Annotated in this window: 19 protein-coding genes; 14 read left to right on the plus strand and 5 right to left on the minus strand. The window is 61.7% G+C overall.

What is annotated here, in order from left to right; all coding sequences use genetic code 11:
• Positions 1-24 precede the first annotated feature (24 nt).
• The gene (gene fabI, locus EEQ99_RS12325) at positions 25-843 is read left to right on the plus strand and encodes an enoyl-ACP reductase FabI (protein ID WP_003588115.1); all 819 of its coding nucleotides are present in this window, start codon (positions 25-27) and stop codon (positions 841-843) included.
• Between the two features lie 24 nt (positions 844-867).
• A complete protein-coding gene (locus EEQ99_RS12330) occupies positions 868-1,458 on the plus strand; it encodes a histidine phosphatase family protein (RefSeq protein ID WP_127430509.1) in 591 nt (196 codons plus the stop codon).
• Positions 1,459-1,747: 289 nt separating this feature from the next.
• Here EEQ99_RS12330 and EEQ99_RS12335 read toward each other — a convergent pair whose 3' ends face one another.
• Entirely contained in the window at positions 1,748-2,008 is a 261-nt protein-coding gene (locus tag EEQ99_RS12335) for a DUF1344 domain-containing protein (RefSeq protein WP_018449305.1), read from the minus strand.
• A gap of 255 nt (positions 2,009-2,263) precedes the next feature.
• On the opposite strand from EEQ99_RS12335, the gene EEQ99_RS12340 reads away from it, so the two are divergent.
• From EEQ99_RS12340 to ribB, 3 genes are all read left to right on the plus strand, one after another.
• Positions 2,264-5,437 carry a bifunctional diguanylate cyclase/phosphodiesterase gene (locus EEQ99_RS12340; RefSeq protein WP_127430510.1) on the plus strand — a complete coding sequence of 1,058 codons (3,174 nt, stop codon included), beginning with the start codon at positions 2,264-2,266 and terminating at the stop codon, positions 5,435-5,437.
• 201 nt (positions 5,438-5,638) lie between these two features.
• Positions 5,639-6,736 (plus strand): chorismate synthase, encoded by a 1,098-nt coding sequence (aroC, locus tag EEQ99_RS12345; RefSeq protein WP_029867869.1) that lies wholly within the window; start codon positions 5,639-5,641, stop codon positions 6,734-6,736.
• Between the two features lie 12 nt (positions 6,737-6,748).
• Positions 6,749-7,852, plus strand: a complete 1,104-nt coding sequence (gene ribB, locus EEQ99_RS12350; RefSeq protein WP_029867871.1) for a 3,4-dihydroxy-2-butanone-4-phosphate synthase — start codon at positions 6,749-6,751, stop codon at positions 7,850-7,852.
• A 198-nt stretch (positions 7,853-8,050) separates the two neighbouring features.
• On the opposite strand, the gene EEQ99_RS12355 is transcribed toward ribB, so the two are convergent.
• Positions 8,051-9,241, minus strand: a complete 1,191-nt coding sequence (locus EEQ99_RS12355; RefSeq protein WP_127430511.1) for a winged helix-turn-helix domain-containing protein — start codon at positions 9,239-9,241, stop codon at positions 8,051-8,053.
• Between the two features lie 451 nt (positions 9,242-9,692).
• Here EEQ99_RS12355 and EEQ99_RS12360 point away from each other — a divergent pair, with 451 nt between their 5' ends.
• The 6 genes from EEQ99_RS12360 to EEQ99_RS12385 all read left to right on the plus strand — a co-directional run bounded on the left by EEQ99_RS12360 (position 9,693) and on the right by EEQ99_RS12385 (position 14,268).
• Positions 9,693-10,367, plus strand: coding sequence for an energy-coupling factor ABC transporter ATP-binding protein (locus EEQ99_RS12360; protein ID WP_127430512.1), 675 nt, complete (start codon positions 9,693-9,695; stop codon positions 10,365-10,367).
• Entirely contained in the window at positions 10,367-10,975 is a 609-nt protein-coding gene (locus EEQ99_RS12365; RefSeq protein WP_127430513.1) for an energy-coupling factor transporter transmembrane component T family protein, read from the plus strand. The genes EEQ99_RS12360 and EEQ99_RS12365 overlap by 1 nt, the downstream gene beginning before the upstream one ends.
• 24 nt (positions 10,976-10,999) lie before the next feature.
• A complete protein-coding gene (locus EEQ99_RS12370; RefSeq protein WP_047614436.1) occupies positions 11,000-11,563 on the plus strand; it encodes a biotin transporter BioY in 564 nt (187 codons plus the stop codon).
• Between the two features lie 153 nt (positions 11,564-11,716).
• The gene (locus tag EEQ99_RS12375) at positions 11,717-12,253 is read left to right on the plus strand and encodes a GXWXG domain-containing protein (RefSeq protein WP_127430514.1); all 537 of its coding nucleotides are present in this window, start codon (positions 11,717-11,719) and stop codon (positions 12,251-12,253) included.
• 87 nt (positions 12,254-12,340) lie between these two features.
• On the plus strand, positions 12,341-13,129 hold the full coding sequence (locus EEQ99_RS12380; protein WP_127430515.1) for an alpha/beta fold hydrolase: 789 nt from the start codon (positions 12,341-12,343) through the stop codon (positions 13,127-13,129).
• Positions 13,129-14,268, plus strand: a complete 1,140-nt coding sequence (locus EEQ99_RS12385) for a PAS domain-containing sensor histidine kinase (RefSeq protein ID WP_047615404.1) — start codon at positions 13,129-13,131, stop codon at positions 14,266-14,268. Before EEQ99_RS12380 ends, EEQ99_RS12385 begins: the two co-directional genes overlap by 1 nt.
• 29 nt (positions 14,269-14,297) lie before the next feature.
• Here EEQ99_RS12385 and EEQ99_RS12390 read toward each other — a convergent pair whose 3' ends face one another.
• The 3 genes from EEQ99_RS12390 to EEQ99_RS12400 form a co-directional block, all read right to left on the minus strand.
• On the minus strand, positions 14,298-15,443 hold the full coding sequence (locus EEQ99_RS12390) for an acyltransferase family protein (protein ID WP_047613918.1): 1,146 nt from the start codon (positions 15,441-15,443) through the stop codon (positions 14,298-14,300).
• A gap of 225 nt (positions 15,444-15,668) precedes the next feature.
• The gene (locus tag EEQ99_RS12395; protein ID WP_082008800.1) at positions 15,669-15,881 is read right to left on the minus strand and encodes a hypothetical protein; all 213 of its coding nucleotides are present in this window, start codon (positions 15,879-15,881) and stop codon (positions 15,669-15,671) included.
• Positions 15,882-16,025: 144 nt separating this feature from the next.
• Positions 16,026-16,940, minus strand: a complete 915-nt coding sequence (locus EEQ99_RS12400; protein ID WP_127430516.1) for a LysR family transcriptional regulator — start codon at positions 16,938-16,940, stop codon at positions 16,026-16,028.
• A gap of 139 nt (positions 16,941-17,079) precedes the next feature.
• Here EEQ99_RS12400 and EEQ99_RS12405 point away from each other — a divergent pair, with 139 nt between their 5' ends.
• From EEQ99_RS12405 to EEQ99_RS12415, 3 genes are read left to right on the plus strand one after another with little or no spacing between them, the layout of a single operon-like run.
• Positions 17,080-18,378, plus strand: coding sequence for an MFS transporter (locus tag EEQ99_RS12405; protein WP_174824451.1), 1,299 nt, complete (start codon positions 17,080-17,082; stop codon positions 18,376-18,378).
• 28 nt (positions 18,379-18,406) lie between these two features.
• Positions 18,407-19,480, plus strand: coding sequence for a tartrate dehydrogenase (locus EEQ99_RS12410; protein ID WP_127430518.1), 1,074 nt, complete (start codon positions 18,407-18,409; stop codon positions 19,478-19,480).
• 11 nt (positions 19,481-19,491) lie between these two features.
• Positions 19,492-20,760 (plus strand): glycerate kinase type-2 family protein, encoded by a 1,269-nt coding sequence (locus EEQ99_RS12415; RefSeq protein ID WP_127430519.1) that lies wholly within the window; start codon positions 19,492-19,494, stop codon positions 20,758-20,760.
• Positions 20,761-20,762 lie beyond the last annotated feature (2 nt).

Here is a 20,762-nt window from a genome sequence, read left to right on the forward strand (position 1 = left end):
ATCAGAATTCCTAGGGAGCGAAATATGGCTCAAGCATCCGGCCTCATGGCAGGCAAACGCGGCGTCATCATGGGTGTCGCCAACAATCGTTCGATTGCGTGGGGTATTGCCAAAGCCATTCATGCGCAGGGCGGAGAAGTCGCGCTCACCTATCAGGGCGATGCTCTGAAGAAGCGCGTCGAGCCGCTGGCCGCCGAAATCGGCGCGACGCTCGTCGGCCACTGCGACGTCGCCGACGAAGCCACCATCGATGAGGTTTTCGGCAACGTCGAAAAGCTCTGGGGCAAGATAGATTTCCTCGTGCATGCGATCGGCTTTTCCGACAAGGACGAGCTGACCGGCCGCTACGTCGACACCTCGGCCGACAATTTCGCCAAGACGATGCAGATCTCCGTCTATTCCTTCACCTCGGTCGCACGCCGCGCCGAGAAGCTGATGACGGATGGCGGCGCCATGCTGACGCTGACCTATTACGGCGCCGAAAAGGTGATGCCGAACTATAACGTCATGGGCGTCGCCAAGGCTGCGCTCGAAGCGAGCGTCAAGTACCTCGCTGTCGACCTCGGACCGCAGAACATCCGCGTCAACGCCGTCTCGGCCGGACCGATCAAGACACTTGCCGCCTCGGGCATCGGCGATTTCCGCTACATTCTAAAGTGGAACGAATATAACGCGCCGCTGCGCCGCACCGTCACCATCGAGGAAGTCGGCGATGTCGGCCTCTATCTCCTGTCGGATCTGTCGCGCTCCGTCACCGGCGAAGTGCACCATGCCGATAGCGGCTATCATGTCATCGGCATGAAGGCGGTCGACGCGCCCGACATTTCCGTCGTCAAGGACTAGAGCATTTCGAGTGGGGCTGAGACCGTGCTTATCTACGTGATCAGACACGGCCAGACCGCCTGGAATGCCGAGCGCCGCCTGCAAGGTCAAAAAGATATCCCGATGAATGCCACGGGCCTGGAACAGGCCCGGCAGAACGGCGTGGCACTTGCCGAGATTCTCGGCAACAGAGTCGACGAATTCGATTTTGTCGCAAGCCCGCTCGGACGCACGCGCGCGACGATGGAAATCATGCGCGCCGCCATGGGCCTGCTGCCGCTCGCCTATCGCACCGATCCGCGGCTGGTGGAGATTTCCTTCGGCGACTGGGAGGGCTCGACGCTCAAGGAGCTGAAGGCGACGCAGCGCGAGCGGGTGGCGGAACGCAACGCTTCCAAATGGGATTTCATCCCGCCCGGCGATGACGCGGAAAGCTATGAAATCCTCTCCTGGCGCACCGGCTCATGGCTGCAATCCGTCGATCGCCCGACGGTCTGCGTGACGCATGGCGGCGTCATCCGCACGCTTTTCCAGACGATTTCAGACCTGCCGAAGAGCAGTGCTGCGGAAGGCGCAATCCCGCAGGACCGGATCGCCAGGATCGACACCGCCGAGCGGACGATCGTCTGGCTGTAGGGCGCCGCAGGGCGCTCAGTTAGGTCGGAGGGGGATAGGAGCGACTTGTTTGGCCCGGGAGATTGCCGATATGAGCCCCCTCATCCGGCTGCCGCCACCAGCCGGGGTCGAGCCCCTCGTTTCGACCCGTCCTTCGGACCCCCGTAAACCGGGCGAAGAGACATGCCGCGCCCTCTCCGTCCCCATCTACATCTCGTAGGGCACGTCCCTCGCCGCGCGAGCGGGGAGAGGATTAGGGTGAGGGGCAACCATGAGCGCGACCTCACCCGGTCATACTGCAGAGAATTGCCTATTTGACGATATCGAGATCGTTGATGACGCGTTTGCCGTCGACCTCGGTATAGAAGACGATCACCTTCACGCCGGCCTCGAGGCCGTCGAAATTGAATTCCTCGGGCGCCTGATAGGTCTTGCCGTCATCGAGCGTCAGCACGAGGTTTGTTGTGTCGACCTTCTTGATCGTCGCCTCGACATCGGCGCTCTCGGCAAAACCGCTCATCGGCGACAGGAAACTTGCTGTTGCCAAAAGCGTGGCGACGACGAAACGCATGGCGACAATCCTTTTGAAACGCTGCACGAGAGGCTGCACGAAAAAATGACTGGCCACAGATAAGCTCCTGAATATGGCGAAAATTGCCCGTAAGAATGGCTTTTCCCGCCCAATTGATGAATAGGATTTTAAATATAATCAAGATGCCGCATTCACTGCGGTTTTTCCCTTCCCAGGATTTTTCGGCACTGCCTGCGGGCAATCGTAAATTAACCCGCGCGTCCTACAGTTGCTCGCCAACAGGGGAGTTTCATTTTGTTATCCAGGCTGAGCGACAGCAAGCAGTTGCGGCGCGTGTTGAAGAATACCCGCGTCTCGTTTCTGGTTTCGTCGCTCGTCGCCTTTGTCGTCATCATGGTCGGCTTCGGCCTCGACCGGGCCAATACTGCAGCTTATGAACGCGAACTTCATATCCGCACCGAAAGCGAGGCGAATCTCATCCGTGCCCGGGTCATGGCCGAGATCAGCATGGACCTCAGCATCGTCCGCGACCTTGCGAACCTGATCTCCGTCAGCGCGGCGAACCGGGACGAGATGGAGCGCCAGATCAACTGGCTGCTGATCCAGAATCCGCCTTTCATTCATATCGCGGTCGCACCTGATTTCATCGTCAGCAACGTCTACCCGCCGCAATCGGGTAGTGAGCGGATCGGTCGCGACGTGCGCGAATCCCTCTTCTTCCGCCAGGCGATGACGCCCGCCACCGGCGACCAGTCGGCGCGCTTCTACGGTCCGGTCAGCACCGATGGCCGGGGCGCCTTTGCCATATTCTTCCCTGTCTTCGTCAAGGAGAACGGCCAGCGGCGGATCTGGGGAGCGGTCGAACTCGTCATCGACCAGAAGATGTTCTACGAGGCGACCGGGCTGATGCCGGCGCGCGACCGCGAGAATCAGGAACGCTATCCGCATCTCGACCATCTCTCCATCGCCATCCGCGATATCGGCTTGCCGGCGGCGAGCGCAACGGCAGCCCCCTTCTTCGGGTCGTCCGATATCGACGCCAAGGATCCGATGCGCCAGAAGATCGGCTTTGCCGGCGGCAAGTGGGAGCTTTCCGTCGTGCCGAACAGCGGCTGGGACGCGATCCCGGAAAACCAGACCGAGCTGCGGCTGATCGTCGTTGCCGCCGGCTGCATCATCATCATCCCGATCTTCTTCGCGACCCTCCTGCTCGGCGAGCGCAATCGCAACATTACCGAGCTGGAGACGCGCGAAGCGAAATTGCTGGAACTGTCGCAGCGGCTCAATCTGGCGCTGGAATCTTCGAATATCGGCATCTGGGAGCTGCAGGATGATTCGAGCAGCCTGCTCTGGGACGCGCGCGCCGCCGCCCTGCACGGCAAGCCGGCGCAGGAAGGCAGCCGGGCGCTCGACGAATGGCTGGCGGCGGTCCTGCCCGAGGACCGTGAAACCGCCGAGGTGCATTTCTTCAGCTGCAGCGTCGCCGGCGTTGCCTGCACGGCGCAATACCGCATCCTGCTTGGCGACGGCGGCATCCGGCATCTGCGCTCGGTCGGCGCCTTCTATACGGATGCCGGCGGCGTCGGCAAGACGATCGGCATCGTCTGGGACGTGACCGCCGATGCGGTGACCACCGACACGCTGCGCAAGGCCAAGGATATGAGCGAGGTCAAGAATGCCGAGCTGGAGCTGGCGCTTGAAGAGCTGTCGAGCCGCGAGGGGCAGCTCGCCGAGCTTTCGAGCCGGCTCGACCTGGCGCTCAATTCCTATCAGTGCGGCATATGGGAGGCGCGGCCCGGCCGGGGCGGCTCGATCTGGAACGAGCGCATGCACGAGCTCTATGGGCTTGCGCCGCGCAACGGCTTCATGACCGAGGAGACCTGGCTTGGCTGCATCCACCCCGAGGACCGGTCTCTCGCACTCGAAAGCGCCCGCCACCTCAGGCAGAACGGAGATACGCACACACTCGTCTGCCGGGTGATCGTCGACGACGGCTCGGTGCGTTATGTGCGCTCGGTCGGCAAGGTCCACCAGACGGGGACCGGCGAGATGAAGATCATGGGCATCGCCTTCGACGCCACCGAAGACGTGCTGATGACGATCCGGCTGAAGGCCGCCAAGGACGAGGCGGTCGCCAAGAATATCGAGCTCGAGGCTGCCAAGAACAGGATCGAGCACAATTCGCTGCACGACCCGCTGACCGCACTCGCCAACCGCCGAAAGCTCGACATCGCCCTGGAAAGCCTGACGAATGACGGCCGCCAACAGCGGCAGAAATTCTCGATCCTGCACATTGATCTCGACCGCTTCAAGGACATCAACGACACGCTCGGCCATGCCGCCGGCGATGCGATGCTGGTGCATGCCTCGAAGGTGCTCGCCAAGAATGTCCGCGGCAGCGACGTCGTCGCGCGCATCGGCGGCGACGAATTCGTCATCCTCGCGCTCGACGTCGGGGATAAGGAGATGGCGCAGCTATCGGCGCGGATCATCGAGGAGATGCGCCAGCCGATCGATTTCCAGGGTTTCTCCTGCCGCTGCGGCGTGTCGATCGGGGTGGCGCTTGCCAACGGCATCCATGTCGATGCACGCAAGGTGCTGATCAATGCCGATATCGCGCTCTACCGCGCCAAGAGCATGGGCCGCAACCGCTTCGAATTCTTCAATCACAATCTCCAGGCCGATATCATCAACACCAAGCGCACGGCCGACGAGATCCTTGCCGGCATCGACAATTGCGAATTCACCGCCTGGTACCAGCCGCAATTCTCGGCCCGGACGATGGAACTGACCGGCGTCGAGGCGCTGGTGCGCTGGAAGCATCCTTCCAAGGGGTTGCTGACGCCGGACAAGTTCCTGCGCATCGCCGACGAGATCAATGTCGTGCAGATGCTCGACCGGATCGTGTTGGAAACGGCGCTGCGCGACAAGATGCGCTGGGCGGCGCACGGCATCACGGTGCCCAAGGTCTCGGTCAATGTCTCGGCCCGGCGGCTGCATGACGGCAGCCTTCTGGAATCGCTCGCCGATCTGCATATCCGCCCCGGCGAACTCTCCTTCGAACTGGTGGAATCGATCTTTCTCGACGAGAGCGAAGATGTTGCCTCGCAGAATCTCGAACGCATCAAGGCGCTCGGCATCGATATCGAGATCGACGATTTCGGCACTGGCCATACCTCGATCGTCAGCCTGTTGAAGCTGAAGCCCAAGCGGCTGAAGATCGACCGCCAACTGGTGAAGCCGATCGTCAACGCCTCGCAGGAGCGGGCGCTGGTCAGCTCGATCATCGAGATCGCCCGCTCGCTCGGCGTCGAGACGGTGGCCGAAGGGGTGGAGACGGCAGCGCATGCCGAACTGCTGCGCGATCTCGGCTGCGATATCCTGCAGGGCTTTGCCTTCTCGCGGCCCCTCTCCTTCGAGGATTTCTCTGCGGAAGCCACAGGAACGGGGTGGCGGCTGGCCTCATGACCGCCGCCCTGCCGATCGACCTCAGCCTGGCCCCTTCCCTGCCCGCGGAAAGAGGGTCGCGCCAGAAGACCGAAACAGCATTTCCGCACCTGCCGGTTTGACGCAAAGAAAGGCTTTTGCCTGGACGGTTTTTTGGCCTATGAGTGTCGCGCCTTTTCAAGCAATGGCGCAACCGGCTTTGGCGCGCCACCGTGGGAACACATGTCGCACAATACATTCGGTCACCTCTTCCGCGTAACCACCTGGGGCGAAAGCCATGGTCCGGCGCTCGGCTGCGTCGTCGACGGCTGCCCTCCGGGGCTGCGCTTCAAGCTCGAGGAGCTGCAGGTCTGGCTCGACAAGCGCAAGCCAGGGCAATCCCGTTTCGTGACGCAGCGGCGCGAGGACGATCTGGTGAAGGTGCTGTCCGGCGTCATGCTCGACGCCGATGGCGAGACGATGACGACCACCGGCACGCCGATCTCCATGCTGATCGAAAATACCGACCAGCGCTCCAAGGATTACGGCGAGATCGCCCGGCAGTACCGCCCCGGCCATGCCGACTATACCTACGACCTCAAATACGGCATTCGCGACTATCGCGGCGGCGGCCGCTCCTCAGCGCGCGAAACCGCCGCGCGGGTTGCCGCCGGCGGCATCGCCCGCCTGGTCGTGCCGGGTGTCACCGTACGCGGCGCGCTGGTGCAGATCGGCAAGCACAAGATCGACCGCCGCAACTGGGATTGGGACCAGGTCGGGCAGAACCCGTTCTTCTCGCCGGATGCGGCGATCGTACCGGTCTGGGAGGAATATCTCGACGGCATCCGCAAGACCGGCTCGTCGATCGGCGCGGTCATCGAAGTGATCGCCGAAGGCGTGCCTGCCGGTCTCGGTGCGCCGATCTATGCTAAGCTCGACCAGGACATCGCCTCGCTGCTGATGTCGATCAACGCCGTCAAGGGGGTGGAAATCGGCAATGGTTTTGCCGCTGCCGAAACCTCGGGCGAAGACAATGCCGACGAGATGCGCATGGGCAATGACGGCACGCCGATCTTCCTTTCCAACAATGCCGGCGGTATTCTCGGCGGCATCTCCACCGGGCAGCCGGTGGTGGCGCGTTTCGCCGTCAAGCCGACCTCGTCGATCCTGACCGAACGCCAGTCGATCGATGCCGATGGCAAGAATGTCGACATCCGAACGAAGGGCCGGCACGACCCCTGCGTCGGCATCCGCGCCGTGCCGATCGGCGAGGCGATGGTCGCCTGCGCGATCGCCGACCATTATCTTCGCGACCGCGGCCAGACCGGCCGTCTGAAATAGGAGCGCTCGCCCATGTCTTATGACCAAAAGCGCGTCGTCGACGCCATAAGGGCCTTCGAAGCCGGCGAGATCGTCGTCGTCATGGACGACAATGACCGCGAAAACGAAGGCGACCTGATCGTCGCCGCCGTCCATACCACGCCGGAGAAGATGGCCTTCATCGTGCGCCACACCTCCGGCATCGTCTGCGCCCCGATGCCGAAGGAAGAGGCCAAGCGCCTCAACCTCAACGCCATGGTGGCGGAAAACGATTCGGCCCATACGACGGCCTTCACCGTGTCGGTCGATTTCAAGCATGGCACGACGACGGGCATCTCCGCCGACGACCGGACGCTGACGGTGCGCAACCTCGCCAATCCGAATGTCGGCGCCGCCGATTTCGTCCGCCCCGGCCACATCTTCCCGCTGGTGTCGCGTGAAGGCGGCGTGCTGATGCGCTCCGGCCATACCGAAGCCGCTGTCGACCTCTGCAAGCTTGCCGGTCTGCCGCCGATCGGCGTCATCTCCGAACTCGTCAACGATGACGGCACCGTGACGCGCGGTCCGCAGGTGGTCGACTTCGCCGAACAGCACGGGCTGAAGCTCGTCTCCGTCGCCGATCTCATCGCCTATCGCCAGCGCAAGGAAACGCTGATCGAACTCGGCACCAGCTTCGACGTCGACACGCCGTTCGGCAAGGCCAAGGCTCATACCTATTCCCTGCCCTGGGATCCGATGCAGCATCTCGCCGTCGTCTTCGGTGACATCCGCGACGGCGTCGACATCCCGGTGCGCCTGCATCCGGAAAATGTCGCCGAGGATCTCTTCGGCAAGAACAGCCCGGTCGATTTCTACATGCGGAAGATTTCCGAGGAAGGCCGCGGCGTCATCGTCTATCTGCGCGAAGGCTCGGTCGGCGTCGGCCACCACGACAACGGCCGCAAGGCCCGCAACCAGGGCCGCGAAGCCCATGCCGAAGCCCAGACGCGCGACAGCGAATGGCTGGAAATCGGCCTCGGTGCCCAGATCCTCAAGGATCTCGGCGTCAGCTCGATCAAGCTGCTCACCAGCCGCGAGCGCCACTATGTCGGCCTGGAAGGTTTCGGGATCAAGATCAGCAAGACAGAGATCTGCTGAGGAGGCTTGGGCTTCGACCCTCGCCATCCCTCATTCCTGTGCCTGTCACAGGAATCCAGCCACGGCGCGTCCGCGCCGTGAATGACTCATTTGCTTCTACGAAGAGAGTTTCCCGCACCCAAGGACTTGGGTGCGCTGGATCCCTGTGACAAGCACAGGGATGAGGGAGTGCGTGATGAGGCACAGAGGGTAATTCGACTACCCTCTCCACCCATCCAAAAGCACCACCTTCTCCACACCCGCAAACCGCGCAACCCGATCCAACTCCGCCTCCAGCCGCTCCAATCGCCCGGCCGAAGGTTTCACGCCCGGTTCCAGCCAGAGCCGTTTGACGTCGAGCGTCGATTTTTTCCGATCCGCCTTCATGTCGATGCGTCCGATCAGCCTGTCGCCTTCGAGCAGCGGGAAGACGTAGTAGCCATATTCGCGCTTCGGCTCGGGCACGAAAATCTCGATGCGGTAGAAGAAGCCGAACAGGCGTTCGGTGCGGTTGCGGTCGCGGATCATCGGGTCGAAGGGGCTGAGCACGCGGATGCGCGGCGGCGCGCCGGGGTAATCGTCGAGGGTCGAGAGGAAATCGGCGAAGGCCCAGGACGGGCGCGCCTTGCCGCCGAGCGCCGGCTCGATCAGCACTTCGATCAGTTCGTCGCGATGGGCTGAGACCCAGGCCTTGGCCTCATCGGGCGAGACCAGGTTCCAGAAGGCCGATATCTCGCCATGGGTGGCAAAGCCGAGCCGGGCAAGCGCGCTGCGGCAGGCCCAGTCGACGAATTCCTCGCGGCTCACCTCCGGTTCGCGGACCTCGGCCGGGACGACGCGCTCGGTGAGATCGTAGATCTTCTGGAAGTTCGAGCGGCCGGCGATGGCGAACTTGCCGGTGTGCCAGAAATATTCGAGCGCCGTCTTGTTCGGATGCCAGTTCCACCAGCCGCCGGAAACGTGACCGTCGGCCTTGATCTCGCGGGCGAGGATCGCGCCATCGCGCTCAACGCGCTCATAGGTCTCGGCGAAAGCCGCCTCGAAACCCTCGCCGCGCCATTTGCGCCAGCGCTCGATGATGACCTGCTCCTGATGGCGGAACTTGTGTTTCCAATAGACGAAGAAGGCGCTCGGCAGGATGGAAGCGTCATGCGTCCAGTGCTCGAACAGCGCGCCATCCTTTTCGAGCAGTGCCGTGAGATGCTCGCGCCTGTAGGTCTGGTTGCGGGAAAACAGGATCTGGTGATGCGCCCGCTCCACCGTCTGGATGCTGTCCACCTGGACGAAACCCAGCTCATGGATGAGCTGCAGCAGGCCGTCCTTGGTCAAGGCGCGGTTCGGCGGAGCGCTGAGGCCCTGCTTGGCAAGAAAGACACGGCGGGCGTCGGAATTGGAAAGCAGATTCGTCATGACCGCATCATAATCCGGAAAATCTTCCTAGCGCATTCCGTTTTTCTTCGAGTCACGGAAATGCGCTAGCTTTGTTTTTCCGCAATCCCGGACGCAAAACCGCTGCGCACTTTTGCTGGAGTTGCTCCGGCCACCCGATATCGAGCCAATATCAACATCGCGATTTGCGCTTTCATCATCCTCGATTCCCCGTGTAGAAGCACTGCTGTCAGGTTGGCGCATTGGCTGCAGCTGCCCCTCACCCTAACCCTCTCCCCGCAAACGGGGCGAGGCGACGTGCCAAACGCAACGTCGAGGGTAAAGGAAGCCGGCGCGGCATATCCCTTCTCCCCGCGAGCGGGGGTCGGAAGGACGGGTCGAGACACGTGGCCCGACCCAGGCAGAGGTGCCGGCAGGCAGATGAGGGGCCGGCATCGGCAATCTCAGCCGATGAAAAATGCGAGGGATGGGTTTGGATATTCGTTTCGAAGGTGCGGGGGTCAGTTTCGGGGCGCGGGTGGCGCTGCAGCCGCTGACGCTTGGCATCAGTGGGAAACGCATCGGCGTCATCGGGCTGAACGGTTCGGGCAAGACCACGTTCGCGCGGCTGATCAACGGATTGACCAAGCCGTCGATCGGCCGCGTCACCGTCAATGGCCGCGACACCGGCGATGAGAAATCTGCGGTGGCCGATGTCGGCTTCATCTTCCAATCGCCGCAGAACCAGATCATCCTGCCGATCGTCAAAGACGACATCGCCTTCGGGCTGAAGCGGCGCGGCTTCACCAAGGCGGAGATCGAGGCGAAGGTCCAGGCGGTGCTGGCCCGCTTCGGCGCTGAGGCCCTGGCCGATCGCCGCGCGCACGAGCTTTCCGGCGGCGAGCTGCAGGTGGCCGCTCTCTGCTCGGTGCTGGCGACGGGGCCGGGCATTCTGATCCTCGATGAACCCACCAACCAGCTCGATCTCAAGAACCGGGCGCTGGTCGAAAGGATCATCGCCGGGCTCTCGGAAAGCGCCATCGTCATCACCCATGATCTCGACCTGATCGCCGATTTCGAGCGGGTGCTGCTGTTTCATGAGGGCCGGCTTGCCGCCGATGCGCCGGCTGCCGAGGCGATCGCCCGCTACAGGGAGATCGCCGCCTGATGCAATCGCTCTATGTCGAGGGCAACAGCGTGATGCACCGGCTTTCGCCGCGGCTGAAGCTGTTGTCGCTGACGGCCTTCGGCGTCCTGCTGTTTATCAGCGGGAATCTCGTCCTGCTTTCGATCGCCGTGCTGCTGACGGCGGTTCTCTATGGCATGGTCGGCCTGCCGTTTGCCGATGCCCTCAGGCGGCTGCGGCCGATCTTCCTGACGATTGCGGTCGTGGCGCTCTTCAACCTGATCTTCAATCCCTGGCAGCAGGCGCTGGTACCCCTGCTGCGGCTGACCGCACTGATGCTGCTCGCCGCCACGGTGACGGCGACGACGTCGATCAGCGCCTTCATCGACGAGGTGACCGCCCTTGCCCGCCCGCTCGAACGCACCGGCTGGGTGCAGGCCGACGATATCGGCCTGGCGCTTGGGCTGGTGCTGCGTTTCGTGCCTGAGATCGTCGGCCGTTATCAGGCGATTCGCGAGGCGCACAGGGCGCGCGGGCTGAAAATCCGGCCGATAACGCTGCTTGCGCCGCTGATCATCCTGACGCTCAGGGATGCGGATAATATCGCCGCGGCGATTGACGCGCGCGGTATTCGGCGGTATGTGAGTTAAAGATTAATAAACACGGAATTCATGATGAGCACTCGCGACCTCGTTCTTACCGCCCTCTTTGCCGCGATCATCGTGGCGCTCGGCCTGCTGCCGCCGATCTCGCTCGGCTTCATTCCGGTGCCGATCACCGCCCAATCCCTCGGCGTCATGATGGCCGGCGTCGTGCTCGGAGCCCGGCGCGGGGCGATTGCCGTGCTGATCGTGCTGGTGCTGGTCGCCATCGGCCTGCCGGTGCTTTCCGGCGGCCGCGGCGGGCTTGCGATCTTCGCGTCACCAACGGCCGGCTTCCTGATCGGCTGGATCTTTGCCGCCTTCGTCACCGGCTATCTCAGCGAACGGCTGGTCAACCATCAGCAATCCGCTCTGGTGCAGACGGTGAGCTTCTTCCTCACCGCCATGGCCGGCGGCATCGTCGTGCTCTACGCCTTCGGCATCACCTATCTCGCCACCGTCGCCGGCCTCGGCTTCACGAAAGCCTTCGTCGGCTCGATGGCCTTCATTCCCGGCGATGTAATCAAGGCTTTCGTCGCAGCCCTGCTTGGCCGTGCCGTCATGGTCGGTTATCCCCTGCTGCCGTCGCGCGCCTGACGCACAAGCCGTTATTGTCTACGAATACCCGACGGCCCCTTCGGGGGCCGTTGGGCTTAAAGACGCAGATGGCCAAAAGCGAAAGCCTTCACCGGGCGCTCCGCCCGGTCCGCAGGAACGGGAACTTCCAAACCTTCCTTTCATTTTTCCGCAATGAACGTTCCTGAAGGAGAACCCATGCGAGGCGACCAGCAGGAGGAGATGGCTGCCTGGTTCCGCTCGCTGGATCCTGTCCAGCCGAAGGAGATGGTCGGCCTTTGGAGCGGCCTCGGTATTCCGTCGGATCATCCACTGGACGGCGTGCTCGAGAATCTCAACTGGTTTGGCAAGCGCTTCCATTCCCACATGCGGGCGGACGCCCTGCTCTTCACGTGGAGACCGGGCCGACTCGTGCCGCTCGAGCCAAGTTTCTTACCGGTTAGGCTGGCAATCAAGTTGGCGCCCTTTGGCCGGACATTCGTCGCCCGCAGCTGGTTCTCATACCTGCAGAAGATGCTTCGAGCGAGAGGCACGACCGCTTCGTTGCGGCTTCAGGCCCTGGACGGCATCGAAACGGCTGCGATGATCTACGACAAACAGCCGATCGTGGACTACTTCCGGAGGATTGACGATGACGAGATTGCCGGAATGATGTGCGTGCGCGACGACTCCCGGCGGTTCTTCTTCAAGCTCCGGAAAGTGATGGACTGAGCTGTGCAGCAAACGGCTGGCGGCTGGATAATCTTTCCTCAATCCAAAACAGCCCGAACATGCTACGAAAGCAGGGAAGAGGACGAAATGACCGTCATCGATCGAAATCATGTTCAAATCCGCGGCGATGGTCAGCGTGCGATGATCTTTTCGCATGGATTCGGATGCGACCAGAACATGTGGCGCTTCGTGGCGCCGGCTTTCGAAGGTGACTTCAAGACGGTGCTGTTCGATCACGTCGGCGCGGGACGATCCGATCTTGCGGCTTATGATGCCGGAAAATATTCTTCCCTGTCCGGTTATGCCGATGACCTCGTGGAAATTTGCCGTGCGCTCGGCCTGACGCAAACCGTCTTCGTCGGGCACTCCGTCAGCGCGATGATCGGCGTCATCGCGTCGCTTGAGGCGCCGGACCTGTTTGAAAGCCTGGTCCTTGTCGGGCCGTCGCCGCGCTATATCAACGACGGTGACTATATCGGCGGTTTCAGCGCGGCTGATATAGACGACCTCCTGCAGTCGTTGGACGACAATCACATGGGCTGGTCTGCCGCCATGGCGCCTGTCATCATGGGCAATCCGGATCGACCGGAACTCGCCGAAGAGCTGACAAACAGTTTCTGCCGCACCGATCCCGAGATCGCCAAGGCCTTCGCACGGGTGACCTTCACGTCGGACAATCGCAGCGACCTCCAGCGCGTCACCGCCAGAACGCTGATCCTTCAATGCCGCGACGATATCATCGCCTCCGAAGAGATCGGCGAATTCGTCCATCAACAGATCCCCGATAGTCAATTGGTCGCGCTGAACGCCAGTGGCCACTGCCCCAACCTCAGCGCTCCCGGCGAGGTCATATCGGCAATCCGGCGGTTCGTCTGATGACCGGCGCCGGCACGCAAGGCTCCCCGCCGACCGAGGACCTCGAGGACCTCTACGAAAACGCACCCTGCGGCTATCTTTCGCTGCAGCCGGACGGGCGCATCGTCAAGGTGAACCGGACGCTTTCGGCCTGGATCGGCATCCCTGTCGATCAGCTTCTCGGCAAACGGCTCCATGATCTGCTCAACATGCCGGGCCGGATATTCTACGAAACCCATTTTGCGCCCTTGCTGCGCATGCAGGGGTTTTTCAACGAGGTTGCCCTCGATCTTGTGACATCAGATGGCAGAAAGCTGCCCGTGCTCGCCAATGCAATGGAACGGCGTGCCGAAGACGGCGCCTTGCTTTTCACCCGTGTGACGATGTTTCAGGCCGCCGAGCGTCGCCGGTATGAACGGGAACTGGTCGACGCGCGCGCCGCCGCGGACGCGGCCAGTGCCATGGTCAAATCCCAGCTCGAGCTCGAACAGGAAACCGCCGAGCTGCGGGAACAGTTCATCGCCATCCTCGGCCATGACCTGCGCAACCCGCTTGCCTCGATCGCGGCCGCGGCGCGCATGCTGCGAAAGGAAGAGCAGACCGATCGCGCCACGAAAATTCTCGATTTGATGCAGGGCAGCGTCATCCGCATGTCCGGCCTGATCGACAACGTGCTCGACTTCGCGCGCGGACAATTGGGCGGCGGCATCACGCTCAAGAGGCAAGTGGAGGATCTCGAGCCGATCTTGCGGCAGGTCATCGATGAACTCCGCTCCAGCCATCCCGACCGCGCAATCGAGGTAAGCATCGAATTCGACGGACCGATAAATTGCGACAGCGGCCGGATCGGTCAGCTGGTCTCCAATCTTCTGGGCAATGCCCTGACCCATGGAACGCCGGATGAACCGGTGCGGTTTTCTGCGGCAACCGACGAGCAAAGGCTGGAGCTTTGGATCGCCAATGGCGGCGCCCCGATTTCCAGCGATGCGATGACAGGGCTCTTTCAACCTTTCTTCAAAGGCGAAGCCGGGACAAGTCAAAGAGGATTGGGGCTCGGCCTACACATCGCCTCGGAAATCGCCCGCGCCCATGGCGGGACGATCATGGTAAGTTCCGATGACGAGGAGACACGCTTCACCTTTGTGATGCCGTTGGATTGACCAAGCTGGCGTGCGGCTCCTAGGCTCAGCTACACCCGAGACTCTTTCGCCTGCAAACCAGCACCGCGCTGCCCAAGCCTGTCGAAGACCGATCGTAAAATGCTGCGGATGGGAGGCTCTCCCCATTTGCACACAGCCAGCGACATTGCACAGATGATTGCAACGGCCAAAGCCAGCGCCAGCAGCGGTGTCATCCCCAGACCGGTCAGCCAGTCGAGAAGTTGAACGCCGATCGCGAAATGCAGAAGATAAAGCGGGTAGGTCATCGCGCCGAGGGTTTTGACCGATTGCAGGAAGCCGGTCGGCAGACGACTGATCTGCCTGGCATAAGTCACGCCGGCGACGATCGATATCAGCCCCGCCACCCAGATTGCGATTGCGGGAAGCGGCGAGAAGGAATGACCGGCTGCGGCGAGAGTGCGGTCGCTGGTATTTTCGCCCGCCATATATATCTGGGCAGCCCCAGTCACCAAGGCGCAGGCAAAACCCACCCAGGAAATTCGGCTCATCCGAGTTTGAGACAAAAGCCATATGTAGATGTAGATGCCGATGGCAAATTGGCAGCCATAATAAAACGGGATGGCCCGCCAGGCCGTCTCCGTGAATATGGCCAGACTGTCTGAATCGGGAAAGGCGTTTAACAGGGCAACGAAAACGGTGCTGGCCAGCGACAGGCCGAGCGCCAGGGCAGGTATCCTCACCTTTTGACCGGTCGCGCAGAGGATGAAGACCAGAGCGTAGAAGCAGATCTCACATGCCAGGGTCCAATATTGACCATCGATCCATGGGCCGCCGGGATAGAGAGTGATCGATCTGAGGTAGTTCTTGATGACACGTCTGTTCACATCTTGCGTGGCGATGACAATCAGCGTCAGTGATGCGCAAATCCATACCGCCGGATAAAGCCGCAGAATTCGTCCCTTGAGAAATGACATCGGAGTGGCTGCAGCGGCAGAGTTGACGATGACGAGCCCCGATATGACGAAGAACAATTCGACGCCGACCCATCCGGGTTGGGCGACATTCTCAATCAGAGGCATTTTGTAGGGTCTCAGATATAAGGGCGAAGCCCAGGAAGCAAATCCAAGATGAAATACCGTCACCATCAATGCGCACACAAATCGTAGTGCGTCGACACCGTAAATATACGGGCTGCCGGCTTGAAATTTTACCATAGCGATTCCCCCCAAACCCTAGCCATCTACTACCTGGACTTGGGCATTGGTGCAATATACTCGCATTTGGCGTGGGAATTATAATCGTGGCTCAGTATGGCCACTTGCCGGGCAGATAGCGTCAGCAGCCCTGTCTCCGTTCCGGTCTATTGCCGTCACGGCCGGAATCCGGGCAACAAAAAACCGCCTTGAGGCGGTCGGGCATTCTATCGATTTCAGTTTGATTTAGTCTCCTCCTCCACCATCTCCCCCGCCATCACAGCCGCCGTCGCCTGAGGCGTCGAACCAGCCTCCCCCTCCATCGCCGGAGCCTTCCGAATTGCCCCACCTGCGCTTGGTGTTTGCGGTGGTCTGGGTGGCTCTTTCTGCCCTTGCGATCAGCGCAAAGATCAGTGCGAAGCCTCCAACGATCCCGGTAGCCACAAGAAATGTCTCCAATCAGTATCCTCTCGTTGTTTCAGGAAATCTCGTTTCCTGACTAAAATAGTAGATTACTTTCCCACTCCTGGAAATAGCCTGAATATGAAACTTTCATGACATTCAGGATCACGTCAAAACTCTGCGTGGCATCGAATTCGAGTGTCAGGCAAGCTCGGCATAATGGGCAAGCTTGTCTTGAAGCATGGTCAGAATGCGGTCTCGTCCGGGATCGCGGACGCCCTTCAACCACGCGACCGAGAGTGGCAGCTTGTTCATGGCGGCCCTCCCCTCCATGTCCAGAGCGATGTAACGGACGCCGCTGACGGCGAGCCGGGATGTCCATTGGGGTACGATCGCCAGCCCGATCTGCGCGGCCACGAGGTTGACGATCGTCTGCTTTTCTTCCGCAAGCTGGGCCACCCGTGCCTGCAGTCCCGCCTCGATGAACAGCTTCATCGTCAGGTCATGGCTATGCGGGCGCGACCGACGCTCCGGGACGATCAACGGTTCGTCGGCGAGGTCTTCGATTCTCACGCTGGCTCTCGACGCCAGCCGATGGCTCTCGGACATGGCGACGACCGCGGTCTCATGGAAAAGAAACATCGTCTTCAGCTTGGGGTCGACGATATCGGGGGCGCGGATGAATGCCAAATCCAATGAGCCCGACAGGAGCTTGGGGATCAGCCTGATCGTCTTGTCTTCCAACAACTGCGTCGAGACCTCGGGGCACTGCTGCCGGAAATCGTGCAGCAACATCGGTACGAGCCCTGCTGCCGCGCTGTCGATCGCCCCGATCCGCAGCACATCCGCTCTTGCCTGGCGGGACGTGTGGAACCGTTGCTGAAGAGCTTCGGTCTTGGCCAGGATCTCCCGCGCGCCTTCCAGGAGGACGAGGCCGTCTTCCGTCAGCGACACGCTGCGTGTCGTTCGCGCCATCAGCCGCGTCCCAAGGGATTCCTCAAGCAGGCGTATGTGCCGCGACAGCGACGCCGGCAGGAGGCCGAGCTTTTGGGCGGCCCGCCCGAAATGAAGCTCATCGGCCACCGACACGAAACATCGAAGCTGGTTCAGGTCCACGAACGTCTGCTCCGGAATTCGATTATATCAAATTTTTATATATTCTTGTGTCGCTTGAGGATCAAGCCGCCGGTGGTCATAGATGTTCACAAGCGCAGGAGGTGCGCTCTGTTATCATCCATTCCGGGAGGAGACCGTCGTGACTCACGACTTGGAAACGCGTGTCTTGCGCAAAATCACATTCCGCATCGTACCGTTCATCATGCTGCTGTATTTCATCGCGTTCCTCGACCGCGTGAATATCGGCTTTGCCGCCCTGACGATGAATCAGGACCTCGGCTTCTCGTCCACCGTCTTCGGCATCGGTGCGGGCATCTTCTTCGTCGGTTATTTCCTCTTCGAGGTTCCCTCGAACCTCATTCTCAACAAGGTCGGCGCCCGCATCTGGATCGCCCGGGTGATGATCAGCTGGGGGATCGTCTCCGGCCTCATGGCGTTCGTGCAGGGGACCACCAGCTTCTACATCCTGCGCTTTCTTCTCGGCGTCGCCGAAGCGGGCTTTTTCCCCGGCATCATCCTCTATCTCAGCTTCTGGTTCCCGGCCCGCCGCCGCGCCGCGGTGACCGCGATCTTCATGGCCGCAGCACCGCTCTCAACGGTCCTGGGGTCGCCGGTCTCCGGTGCGCTGATGGAAATGCACGGTCTTCTCGGCCTTGCCGGCTGGCAGTGGATGTTCCTGATCGAAGCAGCCCCAGCCATCATCCTGGGTGTCATCGTCCTCTTCTATCTCACCGATCGCCCGGAAAAGGCGAAATGGCTGACCGACGAAGAGCGCAGCTGGCTCGTCAAAACAATGAATGCCGAACAGGCGGGTAAAAGCCAGGCCAGCCACAGCATTCTGGCAGGACTGGCCGACATCCGCGTCATTGCCCTCGCCCTGGTTTATTTCGGCACCTCTGCCGGGCTTTACACCTTGGGCATCTGGGCTCCGCAGATCATCAAACAGTTCGGCCTGTCAGCGTTCCAGGTCGGCTTCATCAATGCCGTTCCCGGCATTTTCGCCGTGGTTGCCATGGTTCTTTGGGCGCGTCATTCCGACAGGACGGGCGAACGGACATGGCACGTCGTCGGCGCCTGCCTGCTGGCGGCCGCAGGACTGGCCTTCGCAACCGGTGCGACCAGCGTATACACGGTCCTGATCGCTCTCACCCTCGTCAACATCGGCATCAGCTGCTCGAAGCCGCCGCTCTGGAGCATGCCGACCCTGTTCCTGTCCGGCCCGGCTGCGGCGGCCGGCATCGCCACCATCAACTCCATCGGCAATCTCGGCGGCTTCGTCGGTCCGTCGATGATCGGATGGATCAAGGACACGACCGGGAGTTTCGCCGGTGGCCTCTATTTCGTCGCCGGGCTCCTGGTGATCTCGGCAATCCTCACACTCGTCCTGGCGCGGTCCGGCCCCAAGGCGGCTGATACCCGCGCCGCCAGTCAACACTGATCACCCCTGACACGATCGGAGAATACCCATGCGTGAATATGCAATCGCCACCATCCCCGCCGACGGTATCGGTCCTGAAGTCATCGCGGCCGGCACACGTGTCCTGGCTGCCATCGAGAAGCGCGAAGGCGGGATCAAGTTCAACGTCGAAAATTTCGACTGGGGATCCGACTATTACAAAAAACACGGCGTCATGATGCCGTCCGATGGCTTGAAGCAGCTAAAGAAGTTCGACGCCATCTATTTCGGCGCCGTCGGCGCGCCGGATGTTCCCGACCACATCACGCTCTGGGGTTTGCGGCTGCCGATCTGCCAGGGCTTCGACCAGTATGCGAATGTTCGCCCGACGAAGATTTTGCCCGGGATCACGCCGCCGCTGCGCAATTGCGGCCCGGGCGATCTGGACTGGGTTATCGTCCGCGAAAACTCCGAAGGCGAATATTCCGGCCATGGCGGCCGTGCCCATAGGGGGCTGCCGGAAGAGGTCGGCACGGAGGTCGCCATCTTCACCCGTGTCGGCGTCACCCGCATCATGCGCTATGCTTTCAAGCTCGCCCAGTCCCGGCCGCGCAAGTTCCTGACCGTGGTCACCAAATCCAATGCCCAGCGGCACGGCATGGTGATGTGGGATGAAATCGCGGCCGAAGTGGCCACGGAATTCCCTGACGTCACCTGGGACAAGATGCTCGTCGACGCCATGACCGTGCGGATGACCCTCAATCCTAGGAGCCTCGACACCATCGTCGCCACCAATCTCCATGCCGATATCCTCTCGGACCTTGCCGGCGCGCTCGCGGGCAGCCTCGGCGTCGCGCCGACCGCCAACATCGATCCGGAACGCCGCTTCCCGTCGATGTTCGAGCCGATCCATGGTTCTGCTTTCAACATCACCGGCAAGGGCATCGCAAACCCGGTGGCGACCTTCTGGACAGCGGCGCAGATGCTCGACCATCTGGGTGAAACAGATGCATCCGCACGCCTGATGCGGGCCGTCGAACGGGTGACGGGGGCAGGCATATTGACGCCTGATGTCGGGGGGACGGCCAACACCAAGGAAGTCACCGACGCGGTCGTCGATGCGATCCACGCATCGAACGTCTGAACGATCCACCGATGGTCTGGACCGATCGGAAAGCACGGGCAGTGCTGCATCAGATCTTTGGCGCGGCAGTCGAAAGCGCCAATCCGCAGCGGGCGATTCTTAAGAACCTCCCGGACAAGCCAAAGGGCCGATGCATCGTCGTCGGCGCCGGAAAAGCGTCGGCGGCCATGGCCGCCGCTCTCGACAGCGCCTGGCCGGATGTCGATGTCTCCGGCGTCGTCGTCACACGCTATGGTCACGCGGTGCCTGCCGGTCGTATCCGCATCATCGAGGCATCGCACCCCGTTCCGGATGCGATGAGCCAAACGGCGGCTGCCGATCTATTGCAGGCCGTTCGCGGATTGACGCCGGACGATCTGGTGATTGCTCTCATCTCGGGCGGCGGGTCGGCGCTTCTGGTCGCTCCGGCGGGCGGCATGACTTTGGCGGACAAGCAGAGCGTCAATCGTGCGCTTCTTGCGAGCGGCGCGACGATCTCCGAGATGAACGCCGTTCGCAAACACCTCTCGCGGATCAAGGGAGGCCGTCTCGGCCTGGCCGCCCGGCCCGCGAAAGTCGTTACCCTTGTTATCTCCGATGTGCCGGGCGATGATCCCGCATCGATCGCATCCGGCCCGACGATCGCCGATCAAAGCACGATCGACGAGGTTCGCGGCATCCTATCCCGCTACAGGATCGTCCTGCCCGATACGGCACGCGCCGTCCTCGACAGCGGTGACGAGACACCGAAGCCCGCCGATCTCGAGAGCGATGTCCGCATCATCGCGGCCCCCTCGCTCGCCCTGGAGAGCGCGGCAAAAGCGGCCGCCAGCGCAGGCCTGCAACCACTTGTCCTCGGCGATGCCATTGAGGGAGAGGCGCGCGAGCTCGGCACTGTCATGGCGGGCATCGCCCTATCGGCAAAGATCAAGGGGCTTCCCGTTCGCGGACCTGCCGTTCTTTTGTCGGGCGGCGAAGGGACGGTGTCGATCGGCCGCGAAGCCGCGGGCCGCGGTGGCCGCAACACCGAATTCCTCCTCGGACTTGCGGTGGCCCTCAAGGGACATGCCGGAATATGGGCGGTTGCCGGCGATACCGACGGCATCGACGGCACCGAACATGCGGCGGGTGCAGTCGTCACTCCCGACACGTTGGAGCGCGGCCTCAAGAAGGGACTCGATGCCCGGGCCCATCTCGCTTCGCACGACAGCTATTCCTTCTTCGACGAGATCGGCGATCTCGTCAAAACCGGGCCGACCCTGACCAATGTCAACGATATCCGCGCCATACTCATCGTCTGACA

The sequence above is a fragment of the Rhizobium anhuiense genome (assembly GCF_003985145.1).
Taxonomy (GTDB): Bacteria; Pseudomonadota; Alphaproteobacteria; order Rhizobiales; family Rhizobiaceae; genus Rhizobium; species Rhizobium anhuiense.

What these genes read in the sequence shown, in the direction of transcription:
- EEQ99_RS12390 (WP_047613918.1), bottom strand. Translation starts at nt 15,443, where the DNA reads ATGGTAAAATTTCAAGCCGGCAGCCCGTATATTTACGGTGTCGACGCA.
- EEQ99_RS12365 (WP_127430513.1), top strand. Translation starts at nt 10,367, where the DNA reads ATGCAATCGCTCTATGTCGAGGGCAACAGCGTGATGCACCGGCTTTCG.
- EEQ99_RS12375 (WP_127430514.1), top strand. Translation starts at nt 11,717, where the DNA reads ATGAACGTTCCTGAAGGAGAACCCATGCGAGGCGACCAGCAGGAGGAG.
- EEQ99_RS12415 (WP_127430519.1), top strand. Translation starts at nt 19,492, where the DNA reads ATGGTCTGGACCGATCGGAAAGCACGGGCAGTGCTGCATCAGATCTTT.
- fabI (WP_003588115.1), top strand. Translation starts at nt 25, where the DNA reads ATGGCTCAAGCATCCGGCCTCATGGCAGGCAAACGCGGCGTCATCATG.
- EEQ99_RS12355 (WP_127430511.1), bottom strand. Translation starts at nt 9,241, where the DNA reads ATGACGAATCTGCTTTCCAATTCCGACGCCCGCCGTGTCTTTCTTGCC.
- EEQ99_RS12335 (WP_018449305.1), bottom strand. Translation starts at nt 2,008, where the DNA reads ATGCGTTTCGTCGTCGCCACGCTTTTGGCAACAGCAAGTTTCCTGTCG.
- EEQ99_RS12380 (WP_127430515.1), top strand. Translation starts at nt 12,341, where the DNA reads ATGACCGTCATCGATCGAAATCATGTTCAAATCCGCGGCGATGGTCAG.
- aroC (WP_029867869.1), top strand. Translation starts at nt 5,639, where the DNA reads ATGTCGCACAATACATTCGGTCACCTCTTCCGCGTAACCACCTGGGGC.
- ribB (WP_029867871.1), top strand. Translation starts at nt 6,749, where the DNA reads ATGTCTTATGACCAAAAGCGCGTCGTCGACGCCATAAGGGCCTTCGAA.
- EEQ99_RS12410 (WP_127430518.1), top strand. Translation starts at nt 18,407, where the DNA reads ATGCGTGAATATGCAATCGCCACCATCCCCGCCGACGGTATCGGTCCT.
- EEQ99_RS12385 (WP_047615404.1), top strand. Translation starts at nt 13,129, where the DNA reads ATGACCGGCGCCGGCACGCAAGGCTCCCCGCCGACCGAGGACCTCGAG.
- EEQ99_RS12370 (WP_047614436.1), top strand. Translation starts at nt 11,000, where the DNA reads ATGAGCACTCGCGACCTCGTTCTTACCGCCCTCTTTGCCGCGATCATC.